The following is a 24,954-nucleotide window of genomic DNA, read 5'->3' on the forward strand; positions in this document are numbered from 1 at the left end:
GCATAGAAAACAAGGGGATAAATGTATGAAATAGGAGTCTGGAAGTACGAAATGATAAAACGGATGCTTGACAACACCATTGTTCCAAGATTCCCACTTGGATTTCTTTTTGAATCAATCAAAGGATATTCACCATTTTATTACTGGCATATTCCCATCAAACTTACCCCACATTACGGGATGTTGACGATTCCCTGATGCTTCGACTACTCCCTGATGTACGAAGTTATAAATTTCCTTAGCCGTGATAACTCTATCCTTGTTTGTATCAGCACCACCTCGCAAGCCACGTTCCAAGAACACAGTAAACAGGCTGTTATTGAAACCTGTCTGTCTTGGAGTTTCTAAGGATTTCTCCGTTGAACGGGAAGAGAGGAAGAACATCACATTCTCTTTGGAATAGTTAGTATTCCTCTTATTCGTATTTCTCATTTTCCCTGCAAAGCAAGCATCCACGAAAATCATTTTCTGCTGAGCTTTACACTGTCTCATGATGCTCAATACGGAAGAGTAATACAAAACTCCATCGTAACACACCAATCCACCAGGCACACCATGACCGCTAAAGTATAGGATAATAGCATCTGATGGCGAAGCCTTGGCAAATGTATTACGCATTGCCGTACATACCTTTTTGATTGTAACGTCTGAATTGACAAAACAATCAACCGTAGCATTACCATTCTTGGTAAAGATACCCGATATGGTCTTGGCATCATTCGCACTTACCCGAAGGTCGTTCTGACGACCGGGATAATCGGCAATACCAACACACACGATATAGGTTCTTGCTTGCAAAAACAAAATGCCAAACAAAAACATGGCTATTATGGATAAAATTCGTTTCATAACAAACTCATTATTATTAGCGAGCAGAATGATAATAAACATTTCTGCCCGCTATTCTTGCTAATCACAAACAGGTCTTATTGAACGCAGAGTCTGAATTGGCTCATACGTTAAATCAGAATCTTCTTCATTAAAATAAAGATAATAGGCATTCACGTAATGAGCTCTGCTAGAACTCCTATAATATTCAAATGTTTTTTTTCTATTCTAATCTAAAAACTACAGGTACACTATATCTTACTCGCACGCACTCTCCATTTTGCTTACCCGGAATCCACTTAGGCATAGTTTCTACTACACGCATAGCTTCTCTGTCTAAAGCTGGATCTGCAGATTTAGCAACTTTCACATGAGAAATGCCTCCATCATTTTCAACCACAAAGCTGATAATCACCCTACCTTGAACTCCATTTTCCTGTGCTTCAACCGGATATTGAATATTATTGCCAAGATACTGCATCAAGGCGCTTTGTCCTCCAGGAAATGAAGGCATCACTTCAACGACATCATATACTTTTTCCTGCGATTCTTGGGATGTATTATAGTTCTGCTGTTCGTTATTTACATCTTGTTCAGCACCTTGGTTTTGAACATTTTCTTCTACAGTTGTTTCAATATTTGGTGCAGTCTTTACTATTGCTTCATTATTTTCTTGACATTTCATGAAAGCATACACACAGCCAATTACGAGAATAGCCAGTATCACAAGAATGATTTTTCTAGAATTTGATATATTGTCTTCTTCATCGATATATTCCACATTTTCTTCCTTCTTTGGAGCAACTATCGTCTGTTCATGAGTATCAAGAAGATTGCCAGAAAGCTTTTGAGGCAACACTTGTGTTTCCTCCTGATCAGACAATACTTCTGAGGCGATAGTAGGCATCGTACAATACATCAACTTCAAAAATTCAGATACAGTCTGCACTCTATCCTTCTTTCGAGGATTCATACCTTGCTCTATAGCGTGCCAAACAGTATCTGAAATACCAATAGACTTATCTCCTATTCCTTCATTCAAGACAATACTAGCTTCAGGAGGATTCTTACCAGTAAGCAAATAGAACAAAGTTGCAGCAAGACCATAAACATCTGTTGCAGGAGAGAAATCCTGCAAACTCTGTTGATATTGTTCCAAAGGAGCATAGCCAGCACTAATTCCTACGGGAGTAGAACTAGTCTGATGCCCTTCTTCTGTATAGCCTTTTGAGATTCCAAAATCGATAAGCATAGCACCACCTTTGTCATCAAGGAGTATGTTGCTTGGCTTTACATCATAATGACAAATATGCTTTTGGTTCATATACTCCAATGCCGAACCTATCTGTTGGATATACTTAATGGCTATTGCCTCATCCAAAGCACCATGCTGCTTCACATAATCAGCCAATGAGCCACCACTCAAATATTGCATTACATAATAAACCGTATCATTTTCCTCAAACACATCTACTACTTTAACAATATGAGGATGATCCATCTGTGCAAGGTTCTTTGCTTCTTTAACAAACTTCTTGCGATATAACTCTACCAAGGCACGACTTCCTTGGGAAGGAACGGTTATCTTCCCCGTCCCTTCCTCTCGCTCACAAGTGTCCTTCATAAAGAACTCCTTGATTGCCACAGGTACATCGACCTCCATATTACCCAAAGAACCAAAGACGGTTTCTTTCATTATTGCCTTATAGGTAATACCGAAACCACCTTGTCCTATGATCTTTTCTATTTTATACTTTTTGTTTTGAAGATATTCTATCATAATTATCTATTCATAATATTCAACGACTCTCGTTTTCTATACATCCTAAAATCCGCAACTATCATCCAATACACGATTAAGGGTAGATTTATGAGTCGTTAGTAGCAGCTTTCAGTAAAAAGCAACAGCACAACATCAATATGTAGCCACCATCCCCTTACCCCACGATGCGACTTGAGGTAATACGCAGATTCAAACCGGAAAGAAAGGATTCTTATCCGAATTCTGTTTTGAAGGGTTTTGCATAAGCTCGGTTCTCTGTGTAGATATTCAGCACGTATTGCCTTGCAGTCATGATCCACTTGGCAGGTACGGAGATGAATCTGAAGACAAAAGCCTTTATGCGACTCGTTTTCTTGAGCCCAAAAGCCTTGGTGTCAAGCCTGCTCATGATGGTCTTGTAGAAATTGTGTATCAATGCAGTAAGCAGAAGAAAGACAGTATTCTCCGCCATGAATGACTTGGGGAGCCTGCTCCAACCGAATCCGTTGTTCATGTCGTCAAAGATACGTTCCTTGCCGCCACGCAGATTGTAGAATTCAACAATGTCCCTTGTCGATGACTTGTAATCGTTGGTCAGAATACAACGGTAAGTGTATTCGCCTTCCCACAGGTCAAGGTCGCCACTGTTGCGTCTTTGTCTCTGGATGACAAGACGATAGCACTTGCCTTCCCATTTCTCAACGAGAATGGAATTGAGTTCGAACTGGATGCCGTTAATCTCCTCCGTCTTCCATCCTCTCAGAGCAAAGATGTCATTGTAGAGCGAACTGCATCGGTTGGCACGGATGTAGAAATGTTTGCAATGCTTCTCTATCTCACTGACGATTTCCTTCGAGCAGGAACCGCAGTCTGCCCTGAAGCGATTTACACGGATGTTCTGGGATTCCAGAAGAGCGAAGAATCTCTTATGGGTGTCTGCCTGATGAAAACGCACATTCGTGTTACCATCGCTGTTCTCGATATAGACTATCTTGTCACCGATAACATATACGCCAGGCCTGTAGCCGAGGAACTTTTTGTAGGTCGGTTTTGCATCATACTTCTCCGTTTCAAGGAACTGATGGTCAAAGTCAACATCGTATTCCTCAATTTCCTTCAACTCGCCTGTAGAAACCAAAGCGTTTATAAGCAATGTGTTGAGTTTGTCTGCAGTATTGAAATCATAGGTCTTGCCTTGGTCGGAAGTATAGGAGATGTTTTCCTGTGTCAGTTCCTTGATGGCTCTGAGGATGGTATCAGAGCTGCATGTACGAAGGGTAGGATGATACGAGAGATGGCGCATCAGTTGTGACGTTACATCTTCCACGCATGAGCCGCCACAGAAATAAACGCTCATCAGCGAACGGACTATCTCGCTGAACTGATATCCGAAGATACTGCTGCATCTCTGACCCAGTGTTGAGTCGATAACGGGTGAAAGCATGGAGTCAAATTTCTCCATGATTGAAAAAATTCCTCCAAAAGGTGTGAGTTTCTCAGATTTAATTTGTATTTTTGCCATGTCATATTAGAGTTTTGCTTGTTTTCTTTTTGCAACACTAAGATAAGTGAAAATTCTGACATGGCAAAATCCTGGGCAACTTTTTGTTGCTCAGGAACTTATAAATAAAGTTAAATTATAGTGTTGCGGAATTAAGGTACATATCCTGTTCAAAAACATTTTTTACAAGATACCATATGATTATAAAAATCACATCCAGTACAAACTGAAACAATTTTGCCCGAACCATTACATTTTCCACAATATGCATGAGAACATACAGCCCCCACACTCTAAACAGGCGTTTCCAAATGTTCCAACAGTTCCTCGTCCAAAACAAGAACGACATTGTATTTGATGATTACACCACTTCCTTTACAAACGGGACATCTATCCTCTATTACAACTGTACCATTACAGAAAGCACATTTTATACACCCAGAACCACCACATACGAAACACTTTTCTTGGTATTTCCCCAGTTCTTTCTTTTTTACAGGAGACACATAATTTTTCATATCAAAACTTTCTTTTGTTTCTGTTTCCCCCATGCAAGTCTATCGCCAGCAACTTCTAGTGTTTTTGCGCCCAATTTACATTTAGACCATTTTACAGTCAAGCCCAAATCTACATATCCTTCTTCTCAAATATTCGAATTACCTAATGCCAATCTAAAGCCAACAAGACAATTTGTACCTAAATGTTTCTTTGAAGTTACCAAACTCTCAGATGCTTCATCCAAGCAACAACCTCCTCGAACACTCCACCTCTTATCATTTATATCAATACAAGCATTGTCACACAACTCATCAACATTACCGGTCATATCATATAACCCTAGTTCGTTCGGGCGTTTTTGTCCAACATCTTCAAGATTCGTTTTTTTTCCATTATAGAAATTTGCTACTCCAAGAATATCATTACCTCCTGAGTATTTATATCCATGCCCACAAATGCCACCTTTTGCAGCTACTTCCCATTCTAAGTCTGTAGGCAATCTATATTGTTTTCCTGTTTTTTCATTTAGACGTTCCAAGAACTCTAACACCTGCTTTCTAGACACTATCTTCGGATGATGTTTTTTGCCCATTGCAGCCTCGTTTTTTATTCTAAGCTTATTGTTATAAGCTTCCGCACCACCTATCTGAGCAAATATCAATCTATAGACTGGTCTTTCGTCCATCACTGCATCATATTCCTCATTGGTAATTTCGTATTTTCCAATGTAAAAATCCGAGAAGGTTACTCCGTCAACTGTTCCACCTTTAACCTTTATCATATTATCTACAAGTTCATTGATTACGATATGCTGATGCACTTTCACATAACCCACTTTTATCAAAGATAGAAGCATAGAAATCGTCAACAAGCTCATAAAAATTGTCCTTGCCCATTTCCCTTTTCCTTTACCAGCAATAGCATTTGTTGTAGACGATGCAATTGGTGCCTCAAATTCATTTACAAAAGTTTTTTTTGAAACAATTGTTGTTTCACCAACGGAAATAGAGCCTATAAAATCAGATATATTTTGAAACCTATCATTTTTACGAGGACACATTCCACGTTCTACGCTTCGCCATAGTTTTGCAGAAATACCATCAGATTTTCGGCCAATTCCATCATTCAAAACGATACTAGCCTCCGCGGGTACTTTACCCGTCACCAAGAAATACAATGTAGCAGCAAGTCCATAAACATCTGTAGCAGGAGAGAAATCCTGCAAATTTTGTTGGTACTGTTCCAAAGGTGCATAGCCAGCACTAATTCCTACGGGAGTAGAACTAGTCTGATGCCCTTCTTCTGTATAGCCTTTTGAGATTCCAAAGTCAATTAGTATAGCACCACCTTTGTCATCAAGCAGGATGTTGCTTGGCTTTACATCATAATGACAAATATGCTTTTGGTGCATATACTCCAATGCCGAACCTATCTGTTGGATATACTTAATGGCTATAGCCTCGTCCAATGCACCATGCAGCTTCACATAATCAGACAACGAGCCACCACTCAAATATTGCATCACATAATAGACCGTATCATTTTCCTCAAACACATCTACAACTTTAACGATATGAGGATGATTCATCTGTGCAAGGTTCTTTGCTTCCTTAACAAACTTCTTGCGATATAACTCTACCAAGGCACGACTTCCCTGAGAAGGAACGGTTATCTTCCCCGTCCCTTCCTCACGCTCACAAGTGTCCTTCATAAAGAACTCCTTGATTGCCACAGGTACATCGACCTCCATTTTACCCAAAGACCCCGAGATGGTTTCTTTCATTATTGCCTTATAGGTAATACCGAAACCACCTTGACCAAGGATCTTTTCTAGTCTGTATTTGCCATAGCAGAGAACGGCATTATTATTTAGTTGAACCATAATTTCTCCATAATAATTTTATACAATCAATGATAGAGTACTACTATTTGACTGTTCGCAGACATAATTTATATCCAGAAAAGGTACTATTGGTATCTAATTCCAAATCATTCAGAGTAATCTTTGCTGAATTTCTGCCACAACCATCTGAGTCTTTAAGCCAAAACAAAGCCTCTCCCGTTTGCGAACAATAAGAAAATTCCTCATAAAGTCCTGTTAATTCGAAAGTAATTTTATTACCATTCGGACCTAAACAGATTGCCCAACTATGATAATAGTAATTACCATATTCAGTCCAATTCTTTTCTGAATTCTCGTTCCATTTACACCTTCTTCGTAATTCATCCCATTGCTCTAAGGTAGGAAGATTATAAGCCTTACTCTCCTCTTGAGTCAAATAAACGGCATTACCTTTTTCATCCTCAACATAGCTAGATGCCCAAAGAGTTCCACTTGGAAGCCCTAAGTCAACATACTCAGTTTTTTCCAATGCGGAATCTTTTACCACCTTATTAATACCATTCTGATAGCCCGCATTATAACCAGCCTGATAAGCATCTGCAACAACCTGGTTTAACGCTTCGACAACTTTGCCATCAGCATATTCTTTTGCTTTATTAAACAATAGTTCGTTAAAATTTGAGATAATGGCTAAGCAGCTTTACGTTGCCAGCCAAAGAGTTCTTTGATAGTATGACTAATTAACTTTCGGTTCGGTATTCTCCGACACTTGTTGAAAATTAATTTAGCGATGTATGTGCTTGCCATAATCTCCTTGAAAGAAGCCATGGAATACGGCAATTCATTTTCCTTCATCATCACTTTCGCAACATTCTGTGATGCGAATGATGCATTATAGGAAAAGTCCAACTGGTTCTTGTGTCTTGCTTGGCAATGCGTAAGACCAGTATATTGCTTTGCATCGCGAAAACAAAACTCTATTTGGAATCTTGAGCGGTATGTGCGCAACACTTCCTCACCCGACATGGATGTCTTTGTTGAGAAGAAAAGCTTGTGTTTTCCGTTCGGCATAACCCAAATGACAAGGCGCACTTTCTGCTTCAATGCCTTTGAATAGGCTATGAGTGTGTAGGCTGTGCCTTCAAGTCCTTCAATATGCAACTCTGCCATACGTGTGAGGTCAAGTTTCTTGTAGTTGATTTTTCCGTCAAGTGTCTTGGGACGTCCAGGCTTATTGGAACGAGGTCCCGTATACACATAATATAGGCTCGCAGTATCCCTGAAGCGGCTGACAAGATGGAAACCGCACTCTTTGATTCCGTCCACAAACGGACGGATAGAGAAGAAAGCGTCAGCGACAACAATATCGGTGACCTTCAACAAATCCTTCTTATAACGCTTGATGACCGCTATGTAATGTTGCACGAGAGTCATGTTACGCATTTTCAATTCTCCAGTAGATGGAGTCTGATGGGCGCGCAGCATCATGCAACTGTTGGCATGGACATCGACAAGTGCAAGCCCCATGATTTCAAGCCCATGCTTCATGGAACTTGCACAACCGGACCAGAAAGTACCGATATGCGGAGTCTTCTTACCCGACTTGCTGATGTAGCTCGGATCGATGGCTATAGCCAATAGACCATCCATATTCAAGTAACGTCGGCATAGGGCAAGGTTGAACTTCACCCAGTCTATGCATTTAGCACGACCACGGTTGAAGTTCGTTCTGTAGGTCTGCTCACAATGGGTGCCGTAACGCTCCATTTGAGTGAAATTTATCTTTCTTTGTATCGTCATGTACAATAAAAGTATTTCCAAGAGTAGACTCTCGAAAGTTTTGCTTAACTTTGCAGATGAACTTTTGATAGCATCTCTGCATATTTCCGTATATTGGTTGAGTGGTTCTGATGTCATATAACTTTGAGCTTAGAGAACTATAAAGTTACTGATAATCAGCCACTTAACCAAATTTTATTAGTTGTATTACGTTAATTAACTCTCTCATTTTCAATCGATTACATAAGAATTAACAGAGTATTGTTAAAACTATCCATATAATTTTATTCTAATTTTCTTATTCCATTATGAGTTACTATATATGGTTCAATGCTGATAACTCTTGCTTTATTTACCAGCCCCTCTATGGAGAGTTCTTCCATATTACACTTTTCAAGCCAATATCTATTACACAAATCATCCTCATTCACATTTTTGTCTCTCATTCCAACTTTAAAGTTCCCAAGTAAGAAACATAAATCATCATAATTCCGAGAATCATGCCACTCTACATTATCAACTTCCAGTACTAACAGATTAACTATACAATATGAAACTGGAGTAGAAGCAAAAGTATTAGCCCATTGAAATGCTCGCTCTTCCTTTTTATCATCATACGGAAAAACAAATAAAGAGTTTCCTCTACCATATGACTCAGGATAATCCTGTTTTCTAACATCCTCTAACTTAGATTCAGCTTTTGCCCGTCCTTCCGAATAATTATGTTCTTTTTTTGAAGCAGTAATTACCTCACCGACCTTCCGAAAAACTGTATTTTTTTCGATTCTACAAACTTTCATATATCTTAATATACTTATTTCTAAATCATAATTTTAATAAAAACATTTTAGAACTATGGTTCCATAACCAATCTAAATCCATACTCAGAACTTGCATATCCCTCCAAAATACCAACACTTCGATAAGCAACAGTACAGTAATACTCATCAAGAGCCCAATCTCCACCACGAAATATATGTCCACACTCCCCTCCTTGCGGACCTTTAGGGTTTATTTGAGAAGTTGCTGTATAAGGTGCAGCCCAATCAGAACAATATTCACGAACATTTCCTGTCATATCATAAAGCCCTAATTCATTAGGATTTTTCAGACCTACATTATGAGTTTTTCCTCCACTATTCCCATGCCACCATGCAACTTCCGAAATATTATTACTACCTGAATAACGATAACCTTGGTTAAGTTTGCCTCCACGAGCAGCATATTCCCACTCTGCCTCTGTTGGAAGTCTAAACTTTCTATTTGTTATTTGATTCAATTTCTTTATAAATTTCAAACAATCATCCATACTTCCTCCCCCCACACTAACTTGTTCTACAGGTCTTTTTTCCCCTGTAAAACCAGATGGATTTGTTTCCATAATTGCCATCCACTCTTCTTGAGTCACTTCATATTTACCTATATAGAAACTAGATAAAGTTACTTGATGAACAGGTTTAGTCCCTTCCCAATCATATGTATCAGTTCCTCCCATCATAAAAGTACCGCCCTCAACATACACCATATTAGATACCAAATTATCTATTATTTGCTTATTATGTTGTTGCTTTTTTAAATATGAGAGTCTTGCATTTATTTTTTTTCGATGTTCATCTGTCATATTGCTATATTCATTTACAAATCTATTAATATCATCAATCTTTTGAGAAGAAAAAGCCTTTTCAAAAGCATTATTTTCACAAATAGTTTTATAGCCATAATAACTAATTGATAAACATATTAAAAACAACGCCCCAGCTATTAATAAATTACGACATATATGACTATCTGTTTTTTTCTTACTTATCCCTTGCTGGTTAACTCCAGCTTTAACTTTCTTTACTTTACCTTCCCACAGTGTTTCTTCATCACCCCCTGCAAGATTAACATGAGATTGCATAGGGCAACATGCCTTTGTTGCTTCAACATTACCATAAGCAGCCGAAGCAAACTGTTGCGAGATACGTCTTATCTCCCCAACATTCTTCGGTCTCTTCAATCTATTCACTTGCATCATCCAAACCACCAATTTCTTCATTTCCCCAGAAACATTAGGCATTGGGAGGGCAAGATGCTTGTCCTCTGTCTCGTCTTCAGAAAGGTCAGAAACTGATGGGGGGTCTTGATTGGTGAGCAACTTATACACAGTTGCACCAAGAGAATAGAAATCTGTCCATGGTCCGAACTTATCATAGCTCTGCGCCATTTGTTCACTAGGAGCAAAGCCATTCGTATAACTGATGCCCGTGCTCATTGTGGCACCACCTACCGTACTCTGCTGCTTACTTGCACCAAAGTCTATCAACTTGACTACATCATGACTATCCACCATAATATTGGCTGGCTTGATGTCAAGATGGAACATACCTTCGTTATGGATTGCCTCAAGACCATCCAATATCTGATTCAAGTAATTGAGAACGGCAGACTCTGTCAAAGGCGCATTGGTACGCTTCAAACGTGCAGATAGATTTTCTCCATCCACATAATCCATCACATAATACGCAGTACCATTCTCCTCAAAAAGGTCATAGACCTTGACAATATGAGGATTACTGAGACTACGGAGACGGCGAGCTTCTTTCTTGAACTTCTCTCGCTGTTGCTCAAAGCTACTGGTATTCTCGGCATTGCTTACGCTAATGGTAGTGCTATCACCATCACGCTGACACACACCCTTTACAAAGAACTCTTTGATGGCATAAGTCTCATCAAACTCGATATTCTTTGCTAAATAGGTATTGCCGAAACCACCTGATGCTAAGTAGCTTTCAATTTTGTAAGTTCCGTGTAGGATGGTTCCAACCTGGAGCATATTTTGATTATTTATTTCGTTCATTTTTGGTAGTATCTTGGTTTATAGAATCTTGCTTTGTTGTATCAATCTCTAACTTGCTATTAAGCACTTGCACGGACACCATTGAATCCTCTAGAAGAGAATCCTGCAAAGCTGCCTCTGCTTTATGCTTGCTATAGTAGCCATAACCAGCCATGCCAACAGCAGCCAATACCACTAAGGCAACAAAGGCCATGAAGAGAGATTTCTTTCTTTTCTGCTTATTCTCCATCGCAACGATCACACTATCAGGAACAGGCGGCGGTGTACCAGCAGGCTTTACGACTTCAACATCAGGAGAAGCAGTCACCTCTTCCACATCAGGCTTGATATTCAAAGCATTGCATTTCGCCGTAGGCTCTTCATTTACAAGACTCACATCAGCCTCGTCATGACTCACCTCTTTGATGTGTACTATATAAGCTGAATGATTATCTTTATTATCTGAGGTTTCTGAAATCAGCATCTGTCGCTTCTCTTCATCACGAACATTCGCAACAAAGACATCCAACAGCTCCTCATCCTCCATCTGTTCCAACATGCCGTCAGAACAAATATAGAAGTAATCACCTGGCTGAATATCTGAAATATGGATAACATCAGGTTTTGGATGATTTCTGTCTCCAGCTATCATCGCACGGGTGATGACATTTTTCTGTGGAAATGTCTTCATCTCCTCATAGGTCAACTCACCAGCCTGATAAAGATCATACACTAGGGAATGGTCACGACTCTTATATAATATGGTATGCGAAGATGGACGGAGATGGTATATTCTACTATCTCCAATATGGGCTGCCGTACATCCATTACCGTGAAAATACAGCAAAGTTAAAGTTGTTCCCATCTGACGGGAATCTCCCGCAATAGCCAGTTTATCCAGTTCTTCGTAGGCATACGCCAAAGCATCAGATAGCAACTTATCTTCCAAGCCTTCTGAAGCAACTGCATGCTGCAACAAAAACGAAGAAAGACTTTTGCAAATACTTTGGCTTGCCATCTCTCCATGCTCATGTCCACCCATACCATCACAGAGCAAAAACAAACGGTCATTCTCCGTTGCTTTGCCCTCTATTGGATAGATGCTATCTTCCTGGTCCGCCCTTTTACCCAACTCATGGATAGCTAAAGGCTGATATATCTTGATTCTCATTGTTAGCTTTATTTTTGATGATAAACAACGGTTGTGTTACCCATCTTGATGATACTTCCTTCTGTCAAGACGAGCTGGTCACCCTCATTCAATAATTGTCCATTCACATAACTGGCATTTTTATTATGATAGTTAGACACCACCACCCTAACCTTGTCCGTAGAAGCCTTAATTACCTGGATGGCAAGATGCTGACGACTCATATATCTATCATCAGTAGCAATCTGTACAGTTGCCTGCGAAGTAGTAGCCTTGCGACCTATTACATTACTACCGATCCCTAACGGATACTTCTGACCACCATAGAGCAAATAACCGGGGGTAACTTCTTCTTTCTTGTCGGCAAGAATCGTGTCATCAGATTGAGAAGGAGAAGAGAAATGCCCCACGTAACGAGTTTCTCCATTATCTCGATTCACATACTGAGTCTCACCATTACTATTACCAACATATTCTGTTTCCCCAAAAGATTGCGGAGTTGCAGCATGTTGCTGTGAGAACATCACTCTCAGCTGAGTTTTACATTGAGGACAAGTAATCACCTTAACCGCTTCGTTTTGAGAATTTCTCACGTCAAGCAATACACCGCAACTCGGACATTTGATTCTTTTAATTTCCATTGCTACCATCTATTTAAATCAATGTTTATGCCATCTGAATATCAGCATCAGACATATAGTCTGGCATATCAGGAGCAACATCTGGATTCTCCAAGGATGCAGTTTGGAGATTTGGATCAGCAGAATCATCAACTCCGGTATCAGCGAAATCACTACCACTTGGAGTAATCACTTGTCCTGTATGCAAATCAACTGCTTCCCCAACGTCAATACTTCCATTGCCATTGGCGTCACAAATCGCAACATCAGGATTTCCATCTTGATCAAAATCTACCACACTCACTTCCTGACCATCTACGTCGAAAACACCCACTGTAGCCATGGAACCATCAGCAAGCTGAACTTCACCCGCATTAACCAAATGAACATCTGCATTTTGGTCATCAGCCACCTGCACATCACTTGCCTGATGCAAATTTGCATCGTTGTGAGCAACAAATACATCCTGGTCTGCATGAGAAGAATGAGATACCACAGCAACATCTTCAGTTTGATGAGGAGCAGTATTCATTTCTTCAGCACGTACTTCAGGCTTTACAGCCTCAGCATAGTCGTTCTTTTCTGCATCTGTCATGTTGTTCCACTCGTCCTCAGTATAAGTACTATAGATATTGCCATGCCAATGAAAAGCGCCACCAGAACCAACTTCGGCTCTAGCGGCATCGAATGCCTCCTTAAAGCTCTGCTCATCATGACTCTCAGCTACCTTGATAGAGGCATTATCATTAGCTGCAGCAGCATCTTGCGATGGATTCTCCCCTTCCGGTTTTGTTTCGGGAGTTTCTTCTGCATTTGTAGCAAAGGCATCTGTGGCATACATAGCACTTGCACCTAACAAGATACCAGCAGCACCACCTACCGCTACTTTCTTCCAAGTTGCCTTATCCGCAGCGTTCTGAGTTTTATCTTTACTTTCCTGTATTACTTCAGGATGTGTATTATTGAAATACATTGTTTCTTCATTCTGTGCCATAACTATTCGTTTTAAAATGATTACTGGTGCAAATATAGTGAAATAATAAATAGATAGGTACTTTTTTTGTGCTCATTACACAAAACCTATCTTCTATTGTAGGAAATCACTTTTTGATTTTTGCCTTGCAATAAGGACAAGCCTCATTCTGCATTAAAACTCCATAAGACAGAAAGCCCAGGAAGTGATGACAATGAGGGCAAACATAATGCTGCTGAAACTCTTCAGTCAACTGTTTCTGCCTTAACGGTCCCTTAGAAGAATCCTTATATGCTTTTACAGTAAAGCCTACAGAAATCAAAATACCTAAGAGATACAAGCCTATATAAAGAGGAGTTTCTCTAAATTCGGGGAAAATGATACTCAAAGCGATGGCTCCCATAGTAATCAAACCAGTAATGCCACGAAGAGAATTAAACTTGCGGTCAGCAATTTGCTGATCAAGTTTATGTTCATCATATTCTTCCCAAACACGCTGCAATGGACGAAAATCTACCATTTGAGGAACAAAACTCTTTATCCAATCCCAACTAACCAAAAATTTGCTTGGACCAAGTTCTATTTTATCCTTTTCCATGATAGTCTTTGCAATTATTTCCACTCCACTGACAAAAGTAACATTCTGAGTTTTTAGATTCGTAATTCTATAAGAACCATCTGGATTAATGGTCAAACTACAGTGTTGACGGCTCACAGTCATAGGAACACTTCCAGCAACCCCAAAAGTCTTGGATTGCTGCCCCATCGTTATTCTCAATTGAGATGTACTAGCATCACGTCCAATGATTAATTCCATAAAATTCTTTGCTTGATTAGTTTATTTTTTAGTTATGAGTAAATCCTTCATTTGCTTCAAGGCTTCCTTAGAAATACCTAAAGCAAAAGCAAAATGCTCATAATCGGATAATATCAACTGTTGCTTTTGCGTATTGACCTGATAGATGTAGCCAGTGTTGATGATAAAGCGCTTACCCACTCGCATAAAAATACTCTTGCAATCTACAAGATGCTCTGCCAAATACTTCTCCATCTGAGTCAAATTCAGACAAACAACAGCCTTCAGCTTGTTAATAGTAACAATCTGTGTATAATTGCCATCTCCTTCGAAATAAACAATTTTGGAAACATCTAATCTTAAGAGTTCCGTCTTTGTATTGAATACGATAAATTGACTATCCATATTTACCATTTACATCGCTGACTTGTTCCCAGAAGTAGCTATCGGTCATTAAGTTTTCAATGAAAAAGCGTGGGACTATTGCTTATTACCGGATAGAGGTTGTGGAAGGACCCGTCAGCAAGTAATAATACAATAGCCCACGCCATAGAGTATATTAACATCTTCTTCCATAGAGAAAAAGATACAATAATCCTTAGACGTGAGCATCATTGCCTATTTATCGTTAGCAGACTTTGAAACTTCCACATTTCTATCGCAAGATAACGTTCAATACGCTCATTCACTAGAGCCTTCATCGTGCCCGTTCTTTTCCGTTCACTCATAACTCTATTGCAAAAGTAAGAAATCTTTTTAATACCGCCAAACTTTTCCTCTATTATTTCTTCCAACAGGCTTACTTTTATGAAATTTCCACCAAAAAGGCATTGAAGTTTGCCACTGCTGAAAAAGATAATGCTTCCACATTTCCTATCCATGACAACCTCAATGCCTATATCCTTAAACGGCTTTACAAATTAAAGTACACTTTACCGAAAGGCGCCGTGTTCGCCTTCCACTCAAAATTATTGGCTACAACCTCTCCGTCTAGGTTTCTAACCACCTTGCTAACGAATGCATGTGTTCTCAACAAACTATCCAAAGGACCACCATAATAACCAACAACTGTCAATGATCTGCGTCCACCACTATACGTTTCTCTCACACGAATCTTGACTCTTACAACTTGATTGTTCTTAATATAATAAGCACCAACATCAGTATATTCCTCCGTAGGCGGAGGCATCTGCGGCATCTCCAAGCCAAATGATGGCACAGAATATTGCTGGACAGGTGGATTAGTATATACTGGTTTATACTCTACAAACTGAGCATTTACACTCATTACACTTAGCACCATGGCTAAAATCAACATTACCTTCTTCATACCTTATTATATATTAAAGGGTTATACTTCATGTTCCTCGTTCCACGATTTTTTCTTTTCTATCGCTTCCCGATTACGAGCGCAAAAGTAAGAAGATTATTTCTATCAGCCAAATATCTAAGCCTACCTTGTATGAAATGCCATTCTATATGTACCAAATGACAAAGAGGAGGCGTCATAAGTCTAAATTATAGTTGGCGCATAACAGTTGGTCTACGCATGCACATCACCTGTTGTGCAAGCGCATATCAGCTGCTATGCAAGCGCATAACAGCTGTTGTGCGACCGGAGATACTAACTAACTCAAAAACATATACTATCTTTTCCAACAACTTATACTATGTTTTCCAACAACATATCAGTAACATTCCAACAAACCAAAAAGGGTGAATCATTTACTTATGACACACCCTCTTTGCTAAATCAGACACACAACTGATCTTATCTTATATACTCAAACTCATAATCCCCATTCTTCAGCCATTCGGGAACATCTTCTCCATTTTCCATAAGGCCTTCAATATGAAACTCCAGACTTTCCTTTGCTTCTTTTTGCAAAGCTTCAAAGGTTGGTGCTGTAAAAACCACCGCTCCTGGTACATTACTACCAAGAGAACCACCATAATTTCTGTCGCACCACGCAACGTCAACAATAATCTTTTCCATCATATGCTACTTTAGATTTTCCAAATCTCCCCCACAATACATCATAGCTAGACCCGCTCCGTACCAACTCTTAGTCTCTGCAAAGTTTGCAAGGTTTGCTGCAAACTTTGCAAAGAATTGGCATTAATCGTGTCTAGAGACAATGTTTCGACTACCATACTTCTATCCCAATAGGTTCTTTGCCTGTACGTTCAAGACAACTATTCCTTACCAAGGTTTCTAGCTTTTCAACCATCTTACGCTTGGTTTCCTTAGAAGCATCCCAACCTCGCAACGCTTCTTCTCTTGTTAACTTTGTTGTATTCATTCTTTATTCCTCCATTTTTAGTTCAAATTACAGCTGCAAAGATACAACATTCTAGTGTAAACGCCAAAGAAATAAGAGAAAATCTTTATTTTATCGTATTACATAGATTCCATCCCGTTCAATTCTTGATTTAAAGAAAGGATTCATGTTTTTGTGAATACGCACAACATCAACAGAGCACTTAAACAAGTCCTCTAAGAATTCTTTCAAATCGGCCAATAAAAAAGGATTAGGAGTTTCTGTTTCTACACAAATATCCAAATCACTTTGCTCTGTTTGTTCATTTCGTGATACGGAACCAAAAATGCGCAAGGTCTTGATTCCAAAATCTTGAGTAATCTTGGAACTATTTTGCCTAATTATTGCTATATAATCTTGAACTGTCATCATAACACTTATCTTTTAATATCCAACCTCCCGTCAATATTTATAACCAAAATTCATATACCTACATTTTTTGAATCTAGCGATAAAAACAAGAGGTTTGAAAGGCTGGAAATCCTTGTTTTCTGCTCTCTATTAAGAACAAGACCTATAGTTGTACGACTATAAAGTTACAGTTGTACGACTATACATGCTATGGTTGTACAACTGTAGAGTTATGGTTGTACAACTATAGGGGTTATAGTCGTACAACTATAGATTTTTCTCAACGGCATCATCTTGTCAAGAAACCACAAACATCTGATTATCAACGAGTTTCTGTTTTTCTTCATATTTGTGATATTCTCAAAGAAACAATAAGCGGCTGAAAATACGAGAATCTCAGGCAAGCTAATGTAAAGAAGATTCATTCTTAACAAAGCCACATCACTACATCTTCGTGATATTCTTACGGATTACTTACTTCATCTTCCACCCATCAATGGTTCCCGTCTTCGACGAGAAGTTGCAGCCTATCTGATAAATCTTTCTGCCATCTGCTGCATATTCCCTGGCATAACCCATATCCTCTATCTGCTTCAGGGCTTCTTCAGCCGAACCATCACGCTTGAATTCGAAGATGTAGATATAGTTCGGAGTCTCTACCACACAATCTACCCTACCTTCGCTTTGCTGCTTTGACCAGCGTCAGGAAACCGCTCCTCACTTCATCATTCGGGAAATCCAGGAGATAGGAATCGGTATCCATATTCCAATCTTTGATGGTAAGATAACCGCTCTGATAAATCATTGGCAATGGTGCTTCCACATCCGCCTTGTAATCGATGAAACTACTCGTAGGATAAAACCTGTTCACCATCTCATTGATGTTCTCATCAAAATGAGACAATAGGCGAACAAGATAGGTTGGCGAACCGGTGCGGAACCAATAATCTGCCAGAATCTTCTTGCTCAAAGCATTCAAGATGCTGAAAGGATTATAGATATCAAGCATATTAGGACTGAAGTGATAACCATCAAACTTCCTTTTCAGTTTGTATTTCATCCCTTCCTCCGTCGTCTTGTATCTCACGGCCATCGCCTTGATCTGTTCATCAAAGGTAGAATACAATTCTTCTTCCGTAATTCCACAAAGTGCCTCGTAATGCTCATCCATACTGATGTCGTTAGGCTGATTGAAGCCACTGAACACGCTCACCTGTGAGAACTTGGTGACACCCGTGAGCAAGACAAACTGTAGGTCATCATCAGCTTCCTTGAACACAGAATATACGCCTTTGAGCAGATTGCGATTATAATCCTCCAAAGTCATCTTTCCATATTCATTCTGCACAGAAATATCCATATCCATCACATCAAGCAAAGGCTTGTCATACTCATCAATGAGTACGACAGCTCTCATTCCTGTCTTCTGATGAGCTTTCCCCAACACTGCCTTAAAGCGACTACCTAAAGTCTCGGCCAACTCCTCACGCCCATAGATACGTTCTGCCATGGCAACAAACTCCTCCAACACTTTATCTAACGCATAAGGCTCTACAAAGTTTTGACCACCAAAAGAGAGATGGAACACAGGATATTGCTTCCATTCCTTCTCCAGCTTGTCGATGGCAAGCCCCTTGAACAGTTCCTTCTTACCCTCGAAATAGCATTTCAAGGTAGATACGAGCAACGACTTTCCAAATCGTCGTGGACGACTCAGAAAGTATATTTTACCATTAGTCACTAAGTCATAGACCAATGCCGTCTTATCGAGATAAACATAACCATCTTCTATGATTTGTTCGAAACTCTGTATGCCGATAGGATATTTCATATTGCTGCCGTTTTAAATTCTTTCGGCAAAGTTACAAAAAATAATGATACAAGCAAAAGAATATCCCGAAAAAAATAACGAGATTGCAAAATACCATATTTGTGGGATTGTTGACAAGGAAAAAAAATAATACCTTTGCCTTTTGAAAATAATAGTTTAAAATCATGGTAGAAACAATGAATAATATTGGAAATAGACAGCCGGATAGCAATGCTGGCTGCAGTAAGCAAAAAGGAGTGAAGAATAAGCAAACCCGGCAGCTGGTACTATGGATTGGCGCTTTGATAGTAGGCGCCGTCTTGGGGATATTCGGCATCAGCTGGCTGGATGGTCTGATGAACTTCATAGCCACGGTCTATACCCGCTTATTCCAGCTTCTGGCAGTACCAACCATAGCCTTGGCAGTTATCACAACCCTGGCATCCTTGGGCAACCAGGCAGATACCGGTAAGATATTCCGCCACGCCATCACCTACACCCTGCTCACGACGATAGCAGCTGCAGCAGTGGGACTGGTGCTCTACAACATCGTTTCTCCAGGCAATTTACCTACAGCCTTGGTACAGAGCGGTATGGCGGATGTTCCCCAAAAGCTGGGAGAAACCAGCTATTATGACCATATTCTTGGGGTAATACCCAACAACATCATCAAGCCGTTTGCCGAAGGAAATGTACTCTCTATATTGATTTTGGCGGCAGCAGCAGGTATTGCTTTAACCAAAATGCCATCAAGCGATAAAAAAGAAGTCGTGATGAAGGGATTGTTTGGATTACAGGATCTGCTTTTCATGCTGATTCATGGATTAATCTGGGCTCTGCCTCTGGGTATCGTTGCCTTTGCAGCACAACTCTCAGCCCAGTTCTCTGCGGGTATCGTGATGGCTTCTCTAGGAAAGTACGTAGCTGTTATCCTGGGAGGTAATGTCATTCAATTCTTCATCATCCTTCCGCTCTTCCTCTTGGCAAGAGGCTTGAACCCTGTGCGTACACTGGGCAAGATGATGCCGGCAGTATTAATGGCTCTGTTTACAAAGAGTTCTGCTGCTACGTTGCCGGTGACGATGCAGACAGCAGAAGACAGACTGGGAGTTTCCAATCAGGTTTCCCGCTTCGTATTACCTATCTGTACTACCATCAACATGAATGGTTGCGCTGCGTTTATCCTCGTAACCTCCTTATTCCTGATGCAGAATGGAGGAATGCCTTTACCTTGGACTACGATGATTCTCTGGCTCTTCATTTCAGTTATCTCAGCAGTGGGTAATGCAGGAGTGCCGATGGGATGTTATTTCCTTACCCTATCTCTGATGTCCGGTATCAATGCTCCTATCGGCATCATGGGCATCATCCTGCCAATCTATACCATTATCGACATGGTAGAGACGGCAGAAAACGTATGGTCTGATTCCTGTGTCTGCGCCATGGTGGATAGGGATTTGAAAAGATAGAAACAATAGTGAGCATGCAAAAATATCACCATGATAGTAGGATAAGGGCAGAAAAACTTTGTGCTTTCAAGATTTATTCGTACTTTTGCAGTCAAAAACAGAAAGGGAGGGATGAATGCTGATGCAGAAATCCCTCTTTAAGTATAACAAAAAAGAAGAAAGCCTATGTTCCATATCGCTCAATACTTCCCTATCACAGACCCTACGTTGATATTCTTCGTAGTGCTCCTCATCATCCTCTTTGCCCCTATCATCATGGGTAAACTCCGTATCCCGCACATCATCGGTATGGTGCTGGCAGGTGTGCTCATAGGCAAATACGGACTGAATATCCTGGAGCGCGACTCTTCGTTTGAGCTCTTCGGAAAGGTGGGACTCTATTACATCATGTTCCTCGCCGCACTGGAGATGGATATGGAAGGCATGAAAAAGAACAAGTCGCGACTGCTTATCTATGGCCTGCTCACCTGTTTTATACCGTTCTTCCTCACATACGGCATGAGTATCTGGTTGCTCCACTACTCTGCCAAGGCTTCCTTCCTGCTGAGCTGCATCATGGCATCCAATACGCTGATTGCCTATCCTATCGTTTCGAGATACGGATTGCAACAGAAACCGAGCGTTACGCTGAGTGTGGGATCGAGCATGATTTCGCTGCTCATAGCCCTGATTATGCTTGCCGGACTGGTAGCATCGTTCAGCAAACATGACGGCGTACTGTTCTGGGTATTCTTCACCCTCAAGTTTGCCGTCTATTGTGGCGTGATGATCATGCTGATTCCCCGACTTACAAGATGGTTTTTGCGAAGATACAGCGATGCGGTGATGCAGTTTATCTTCGTACTTTCGATGCTCTTTATGAGTGCGGCACTTTCGCAGATAGTGGGCATCGAGGGCGTTTTCGGTGCTTTCTTCGCCGGTCTGATATTAAACAGATATATTCCGCATGTTTCGCCGCTGATGAACCGCCTCGAGTTTATCGGCAATGCCCTTTTCATTCCTTATTTTCTGATAGGTGTGGGCATGCTGATCAATATCAATCTTCTGTTTCAGGGCAGTCATATTCTATGGGTCGTGTTCTGCATCGCCTTCTTCGGAACCCTGGGCAAAGCCATCGCAGCCTATATCGCCTGTCTGGGTTTCCGATTGCCACTTTCTTCGGGTCACATGATGTTCGGACTCACTTCGGCTCATGCTGCCGGAAGTATCGCCATGGTGATGGTGGGTATGCATCTGCTCGTAGCACCGGGCACTTATCTCGTCAACGATGATATGCTCAATGGTGTGGTTATGATGATTCTGTTTACCTGCATCATCTCATCCATCCTTACCGACCGATCTTCGCAGAAGATTATCCTGAGAGACAAGGAACTGCCTGATGCGGAAGACGACAAGAAGGTGAGCGATGAGAAGATTCTGGTTCCGGTGAAATATCCTGAATATGCCGACAACCTGATGAGTCTGGCGTTTCTGGTGAGAAACCAGAAACTGAACAGGGGTCTCATCTGCCTGAATGTGGTATATGAAGACAAGGACATGCGATACAACCAGGAACAGGGAAGACGGCTTCTGGAACATTGCAGTCAGCTGGCTGCTGCCACCGATGTGATGACGCAGACCCAGGTTCGTATTGCAGCCAACATCGCCAACGGCATCAAGCATGCCTTCAACGAGTTCCAATGTTCTGAGATTATCATCGGAATGCACATGCATCCTGAGGTTTCGCCGAAGTTCTGGGGAGAATTCCACCAGAGTCTCTTCAACGGATTGAGCCGACAGATCATCATGGCACGCATCAGACAGCCGTTGAATACATTGAGAAGAATACAGGTAGCCGTACCTTCGAGAGCAGAGTTTGAGCCGGGTTTCTACCGCTGGTTGGAACGACTAGCCCGACTTGCCGGCAATCTCGACTGCCGCATCCAGTTTCATGGCAGAGAAGAGAGTCTGGCGCTCATCAATGAATATATCAAGAACCGGCATCCGGAAGTGCGTGCTGATTATACCCAGATGATTCACTGGAACGAGTTGCCGCAGCTGGCTTCGCAGATATCTCCAGACCACCTGTTCGTGGTAGTAACCGCCCGTAAGGGAACCGTATCTTACAAGACAGCACTGGAGCGTCTGCCGGAGGAAATAACGAAATACTTCTCAGGTACCAACCTGATGATTATCTTCCCCGACCAGCATGGTGATTCCTACGGCGACCAGCTTACCTTCGCTGAGCCTCAGCATCAGGAAGAGATCAGTGCTTACGAATCATTCCTGCAATGGTTTAAGAAGAAGTTCAGAAAATAACAAATTTGTTTTTATCAAAAAGAGTTTTATTACATAAAATAAGGCTCTTTTTTTCTTTTTATCTCTTAAAATTAGGCATTTCCAAATATTTTGCTTAATTTTGCCTGCAAAATAATTTTGAGTAAGAAAATGATTGATATAAAAGGTATAACCAAGAGCTTCGGCTCCCTGCAGGTGCTTAAGGGCATCGACCTGCATATTGACAAGGGCGAGGTGGTAAGTATCGTCGGTCCTAGTGGTGCCGGCAAGACTACACTCCTCCAGATTATCGGTACCCTCGACAAGCCTGATAGTGGCAGCATCATGGTTGATGGCATCGATGTAAGCAGCCTCAGCACCAAGAAACTGAGCGATTTCCGCAACCAGCATCTCGGTTTCGTCTTCCAGTTCCACCAACTTCTCCCTGAGTTCACCGCCCTGGAGAACATCATGATTCCTGCCTTCATTGCAGGCAAGAGCCGAAAAGAAGCCAAGGAGCGTGCCGAGGAGTTATTGGAATTCATGGGCTTGAGCGATAGAGCCAGTCACAAGCCTGCCGAGTTATCCGGTGGTGAGAAACAGCGTGTAGCCGTGGCGAGAGCTTTGGTCAATAATCCTGCCGTCATCCTTGCCGATGAGCCATCAGGAAGTCTCGACACCAAGAACAAGGCTGAGCTTCACCAGCTCTTCTTCGACCTCAGAGACAAGTTCGGTCAGACTTTCGTCATCGTAACTCATGATGAGGGCCTTGCTTCCATCACCGACCGCACCATCCATCTCAAGGATGGAATGATTGAGAAGACGGTGGAAGCAGGAGCTACTGATAGCCAGGAAGAAACTGCAGATAACAATAAAGAAGTTTCTGCTGAAGAACCAGACTCATCCATAGATTGCATCTAAACGCCCTGAACCAACGGTCACCGGCCGAAGGGAAAGGTAAAGGGCAGAAGCTCCTAGCCCAGGGCAACACCCTGGGTAATTACGGACACAAACCTGTCGCCCTGTAAGGGCAAAAGCATTTTATATTCTCGAAAATAATATTATATGAGCAAAAAGATAAAACTCGGCGATTACAATCGCCTTCGCATCGTAAAGAAAGTTGATTTCGGTCTGTATCTCGATGGTGGTGACGAGGGAGAAATCCTCCTTCCTTCCCGCTACGTCCCAGAGAATGTCGGCATCGGCGACGAGCTGGATGTCTTCATCTATCTCGACCAGGAAGAGCGCCTCATAGCAACCACCGAAACCCCTTTGGCAAAGGTGGGCGACTTCGCCTATCTCGAAGTGAAATGGGTCAACGAATACGGAGCCTTTCTGGGCTGGGGGTTGATGAAGGACATCTTCTGCCCATTCCGCGAGCAGAAGAAACGTATGGTGCTCGGCAACTCCTACATCGTGCATATCCACATCGATGAGGAGAGCTACCGCATCGTTGCCTCTGCCAAGATTGAGCGTTATCTCAACGAAGACCATCCTCACTACAAGCATGGTGATGAGGTGGATCTCCTCATCTGGCAGAAGACCGACCTCGGCTTCAAGGTTATCATCGACAACCAGTATCCGGGTCTCCTCTATCAGGACCAGATTTTCCAGTACATCCATACCGGTGACAAGATGAAGGGCTACATCGGAAGAGTTCGTCCTGACGGAAAGATAGATGTCACCCTGCAGAAGACCGGCATCCAGCAGACAGCCGACTTCGCCGAGACCCTCTACCAGTATCTCCTGGACAACGACGGCGAGTGCAACCTTGGAGACAAGAGCGAGGCCGACGACATCTACGAGCGTTTCCACGTGAGCAAGAAGGTTTACAAGCGTGCCGTGGGCGATCTATACAAAAAGCGCCTCATCACCGTAAGCCCGATGAGCATCCGATTGGCGGAATAAAGCAGATTAGAACTATATATAATTAAGGTGGACATTGCTATTTTTAAAAAGCATTGTCCACCTTATTATTTATTTTGCATGATGCATTACATCCTTCTTTATTCTTCTACAACAGCATCCAATACGCTCCGCAAATTACCTATCAGATAAAACGGAAGATTGATCAACGTAAGCTCCTCTCAAGATAAGAGGCTTATGCTTTTTGTCTTGCTTCCAAGCCTCCAATTTACTGATGATATTTCGTCTAAACATATGCATTTGTTTCAAATCA

At 41.3% G+C, this 24,954-nt stretch carries 21 protein-coding genes and 3 pseudogenes; 4 read left to right on the forward strand and 20 right to left on the reverse strand.

Annotation, left to right across the window (positions count from 1 at the left end; genetic code table 11):
* Positions 1 to 129: 129 nt before the first annotated feature.
* From FO447_RS08785 to FO447_RS08875, 20 genes and pseudogenes are all read right to left on the reverse strand, one after another.
* Positions 130 to 849, reverse strand: a complete 720-nt coding sequence (locus FO447_RS08785; RefSeq protein WP_200756076.1) for a caspase family protein — start codon at positions 847 to 849, stop codon at positions 130 to 132.
* Positions 850 to 1,051: 202 nt separating this feature from the next.
* Positions 1,052 to 1,378 (reverse strand): annotated as a pseudogene (locus FO447_RS16055) (energy transducer TonB); the annotation flags it as partial.
* Between the two features lie 372 nt (positions 1,379 to 1,750).
* Positions 1,751 to 2,608 (reverse strand): annotated as a pseudogene (locus tag FO447_RS16060) (serine/threonine-protein kinase); the annotation flags it as partial.
* Between the two features lie 214 nt (positions 2,609 to 2,822).
* On the reverse strand, positions 2,823 to 4,112 hold the full coding sequence (locus FO447_RS08795; RefSeq protein ID WP_005814044.1) for an IS1380-like element IS612 family transposase: 1,290 nt from the start codon (positions 4,110 to 4,112) through the stop codon (positions 2,823 to 2,825).
* A 272-nt stretch (positions 4,113 to 4,384) separates the two neighbouring features.
* Positions 4,385 to 4,642 carry a hypothetical protein gene (locus FO447_RS08800; protein WP_200756077.1) on the reverse strand — a complete coding sequence of 86 codons (258 nt, stop codon included), beginning with the start codon at positions 4,640 to 4,642 and terminating at the stop codon, positions 4,385 to 4,387.
* 92 nt (positions 4,643 to 4,734) lie between these two features.
* Positions 4,735 to 6,471 (reverse strand): bifunctional serine/threonine-protein kinase/formylglycine-generating enzyme family protein, encoded by a 1,737-nt coding sequence (locus FO447_RS08805; RefSeq protein ID WP_200756078.1) that lies wholly within the window; start codon positions 6,469 to 6,471, stop codon positions 4,735 to 4,737.
* Positions 6,472 to 6,514: 43 nt separating this feature from the next.
* Complete coding sequence (locus FO447_RS08810; RefSeq protein WP_200756079.1) at positions 6,515 to 7,096, reverse strand: hypothetical protein; 582 nt, start codon at positions 7,094 to 7,096, stop codon at positions 6,515 to 6,517.
* Positions 7,097 to 7,122: 26 nt separating this feature from the next.
* Positions 7,123 to 8,349, reverse strand: a complete 1,227-nt coding sequence (locus FO447_RS08815; protein WP_117664388.1) for a transposase — start codon at positions 8,347 to 8,349, stop codon at positions 7,123 to 7,125.
* Between the two features lie 146 nt (positions 8,350 to 8,495).
* Complete coding sequence (locus FO447_RS08820; RefSeq protein WP_200756080.1) at positions 8,496 to 9,011, reverse strand: hypothetical protein; 516 nt, start codon at positions 9,009 to 9,011, stop codon at positions 8,496 to 8,498.
* A gap of 53 nt (positions 9,012 to 9,064) precedes the next feature.
* Positions 9,065 to 11,050, reverse strand: coding sequence for a bifunctional serine/threonine-protein kinase/formylglycine-generating enzyme family protein (locus tag FO447_RS08825; RefSeq protein WP_200756081.1), 1,986 nt, complete (start codon positions 11,048 to 11,050; stop codon positions 9,065 to 9,067).
* Entirely contained in the window at positions 11,034 to 12,200 is a 1,167-nt protein-coding gene (locus FO447_RS08830; RefSeq protein ID WP_200756082.1) for a protein phosphatase 2C domain-containing protein, read from the reverse strand. Before FO447_RS08830 ends, FO447_RS08825 begins: the two co-directional genes overlap by 17 nt.
* Positions 12,201 to 12,208: 8 nt before the next feature.
* Positions 12,209 to 12,820, reverse strand: a complete 612-nt coding sequence (locus tag FO447_RS08835) for an FHA domain-containing protein (protein WP_200756083.1) — start codon at positions 12,818 to 12,820, stop codon at positions 12,209 to 12,211.
* Between the two features lie 25 nt (positions 12,821 to 12,845).
* Positions 12,846 to 13,793 carry a hypothetical protein gene (locus FO447_RS08840; protein WP_200756084.1) on the reverse strand — a complete coding sequence of 316 codons (948 nt, stop codon included), beginning with the start codon at positions 13,791 to 13,793 and terminating at the stop codon, positions 12,846 to 12,848.
* A gap of 106 nt (positions 13,794 to 13,899) precedes the next feature.
* The gene (locus FO447_RS08845) at positions 13,900 to 14,589 is read right to left on the reverse strand and encodes an FHA domain-containing protein (RefSeq protein WP_200756085.1); all 690 of its coding nucleotides are present in this window, start codon (positions 14,587 to 14,589) and stop codon (positions 13,900 to 13,902) included.
* A 21-nt stretch (positions 14,590 to 14,610) separates the two neighbouring features.
* Positions 14,611 to 14,973: a LytTR family transcriptional regulator DNA-binding domain-containing protein gene (locus tag FO447_RS08850; protein WP_228119568.1), complete on the reverse strand. Its 363-nt coding sequence runs from the start codon at positions 14,971 to 14,973 to the stop codon at positions 14,611 to 14,613.
* 508 nt (positions 14,974 to 15,481) lie between these two features.
* Positions 15,482 to 15,898, reverse strand: coding sequence for a hypothetical protein (locus FO447_RS08855; protein ID WP_200756086.1), 417 nt, complete (start codon positions 15,896 to 15,898; stop codon positions 15,482 to 15,484).
* Between the two features lie 441 nt (positions 15,899 to 16,339).
* Positions 16,340 to 16,567, reverse strand: a complete 228-nt coding sequence (locus FO447_RS08860) for a hypothetical protein (protein ID WP_200756087.1) — start codon at positions 16,565 to 16,567, stop codon at positions 16,340 to 16,342.
* 148 nt (positions 16,568 to 16,715) lie between these two features.
* A complete protein-coding gene (locus FO447_RS08865; protein WP_200756088.1) occupies positions 16,716 to 16,871 on the reverse strand; it encodes a protein tyrosine phosphatase in 156 nt (51 codons plus the stop codon).
* A gap of 90 nt (positions 16,872 to 16,961) precedes the next feature.
* The gene (locus FO447_RS08870) at positions 16,962 to 17,261 is read right to left on the reverse strand and encodes a nucleotidyltransferase family protein (protein ID WP_200756089.1); all 300 of its coding nucleotides are present in this window, start codon (positions 17,259 to 17,261) and stop codon (positions 16,962 to 16,964) included.
* A gap of 453 nt (positions 17,262 to 17,714) precedes the next feature.
* Positions 17,715 to 19,071: pseudogene (locus FO447_RS08875) on the reverse strand (AAA family ATPase).
* Between the two features lie 176 nt (positions 19,072 to 19,247).
* Here FO447_RS08875 and FO447_RS08880 point away from each other — a divergent pair.
* The 4 genes from FO447_RS08880 to FO447_RS08895 all read left to right on the forward strand — a co-directional run bounded on the left by FO447_RS08880 (position 19,248) and on the right by FO447_RS08895 (position 24,683).
* Entirely contained in the window at positions 19,248 to 20,519 is a 1,272-nt protein-coding gene (locus FO447_RS08880) for a dicarboxylate/amino acid:cation symporter (RefSeq protein WP_234698965.1), read from the forward strand.
* Between the two features lie 165 nt (positions 20,520 to 20,684).
* A complete protein-coding gene (locus tag FO447_RS08885) occupies positions 20,685 to 22,817 on the forward strand; it encodes a cation:proton antiporter (RefSeq protein ID WP_200756091.1) in 2,133 nt (710 codons plus the stop codon).
* Positions 22,818 to 22,946: 129 nt separating this feature from the next.
* Entirely contained in the window at positions 22,947 to 23,696 is a 750-nt protein-coding gene (locus FO447_RS08890; RefSeq protein ID WP_200756092.1) for an ABC transporter ATP-binding protein, read from the forward strand.
* Positions 23,697 to 23,840: 144 nt separating this feature from the next.
* Positions 23,841 to 24,683, forward strand: coding sequence for a CvfB family protein (locus tag FO447_RS08895; protein WP_200756093.1), 843 nt, complete (start codon positions 23,841 to 23,843; stop codon positions 24,681 to 24,683).
* The last annotated feature ends 271 nt before the right edge of the window (positions 24,684 to 24,954 follow it).

It is taken from the genome of Segatella copri (genome assembly GCF_015074785.1).
Classification (GTDB): Bacteria; Bacteroidota; Bacteroidia; order Bacteroidales; family Bacteroidaceae; genus Prevotella.

What these genes read in the sequence shown, in the direction of transcription:
- FO447_RS08815 (WP_117664388.1), bottom strand. Translation starts at nt 8,349, where the DNA reads ATGACATCAGAACCACTCAACCAATATACGGAAATATGCAGAGATGCT.
- FO447_RS08795 (WP_005814044.1), bottom strand. Translation starts at nt 4,112, where the DNA reads ATGGCAAAAATACAAATTAAATCTGAGAAACTCACACCTTTTGGAGGA.
- FO447_RS08830 (WP_200756082.1), bottom strand. Translation starts at nt 12,200, where the DNA reads ATGAGAATCAAGATATATCAGCCTTTAGCTATCCATGAGTTGGGTAAA.
- FO447_RS08800 (WP_200756077.1), bottom strand. Translation starts at nt 4,642, where the DNA reads ATGGGGGAAACAGAAACAAAAGAAAGTTTTGATATGAAAAATTATGTG.
- FO447_RS08805 (WP_200756078.1), bottom strand. Translation starts at nt 6,471, where the DNA reads ATGGTTCAACTAAATAATAATGCCGTTCTCTGCTATGGCAAATACAGA.
- FO447_RS08825 (WP_200756081.1), bottom strand. Translation starts at nt 11,050, where the DNA reads ATGAACGAAATAAATAATCAAAATATGCTCCAGGTTGGAACCATCCTA.
- FO447_RS08860 (WP_200756087.1), bottom strand. Translation starts at nt 16,567, where the DNA reads ATGATGGAAAAGATTATTGTTGACGTTGCGTGGTGCGACAGAAATTAT.
- FO447_RS08845 (WP_200756085.1), bottom strand. Translation starts at nt 14,589, where the DNA reads ATGGAATTAATCATTGGACGTGATGCTAGTACATCTCAATTGAGAATA.
- FO447_RS08850 (WP_228119568.1), bottom strand. Translation starts at nt 14,973, where the DNA reads ATGGATAGTCAATTTATCGTATTCAATACAAAGACGGAACTCTTAAGA.
- FO447_RS08895 (WP_200756093.1), top strand. Translation starts at nt 23,841, where the DNA reads ATGAGCAAAAAGATAAAACTCGGCGATTACAATCGCCTTCGCATCGTA.
- FO447_RS08855 (WP_200756086.1), bottom strand. Translation starts at nt 15,898, where the DNA reads ATGAAGAAGGTAATGTTGATTTTAGCCATGGTGCTAAGTGTAATGAGT.
- FO447_RS08785 (WP_200756076.1), bottom strand. Translation starts at nt 849, where the DNA reads ATGAAACGAATTTTATCCATAATAGCCATGTTTTTGTTTGGCATTTTG.
- FO447_RS08835 (WP_200756083.1), bottom strand. Translation starts at nt 12,820, where the DNA reads ATGGAAATTAAAAGAATCAAATGTCCGAGTTGCGGTGTATTGCTTGAC.
- FO447_RS08890 (WP_200756092.1), top strand. Translation starts at nt 22,947, where the DNA reads ATGATTGATATAAAAGGTATAACCAAGAGCTTCGGCTCCCTGCAGGTG.
- FO447_RS08840 (WP_200756084.1), bottom strand. Translation starts at nt 13,793, where the DNA reads ATGGCACAGAATGAAGAAACAATGTATTTCAATAATACACATCCTGAA.
- FO447_RS08885 (WP_200756091.1), top strand. Translation starts at nt 20,685, where the DNA reads ATGTTCCATATCGCTCAATACTTCCCTATCACAGACCCTACGTTGATA.
- FO447_RS08870 (WP_200756089.1), bottom strand. Translation starts at nt 17,261, where the DNA reads ATGATGACAGTTCAAGATTATATAGCAATAATTAGGCAAAATAGTTCC.
- FO447_RS08880 (WP_234698965.1), top strand. Translation starts at nt 19,248, where the DNA reads ATGAATAATATTGGAAATAGACAGCCGGATAGCAATGCTGGCTGCAGT.
- FO447_RS08820 (WP_200756080.1), bottom strand. Translation starts at nt 9,011, where the DNA reads ATGAAAGTTTGTAGAATCGAAAAAAATACAGTTTTTCGGAAGGTCGGT.
- FO447_RS08865 (WP_200756088.1), bottom strand. Translation starts at nt 16,871, where the DNA reads ATGAATACAACAAAGTTAACAAGAGAAGAAGCGTTGCGAGGTTGGGAT.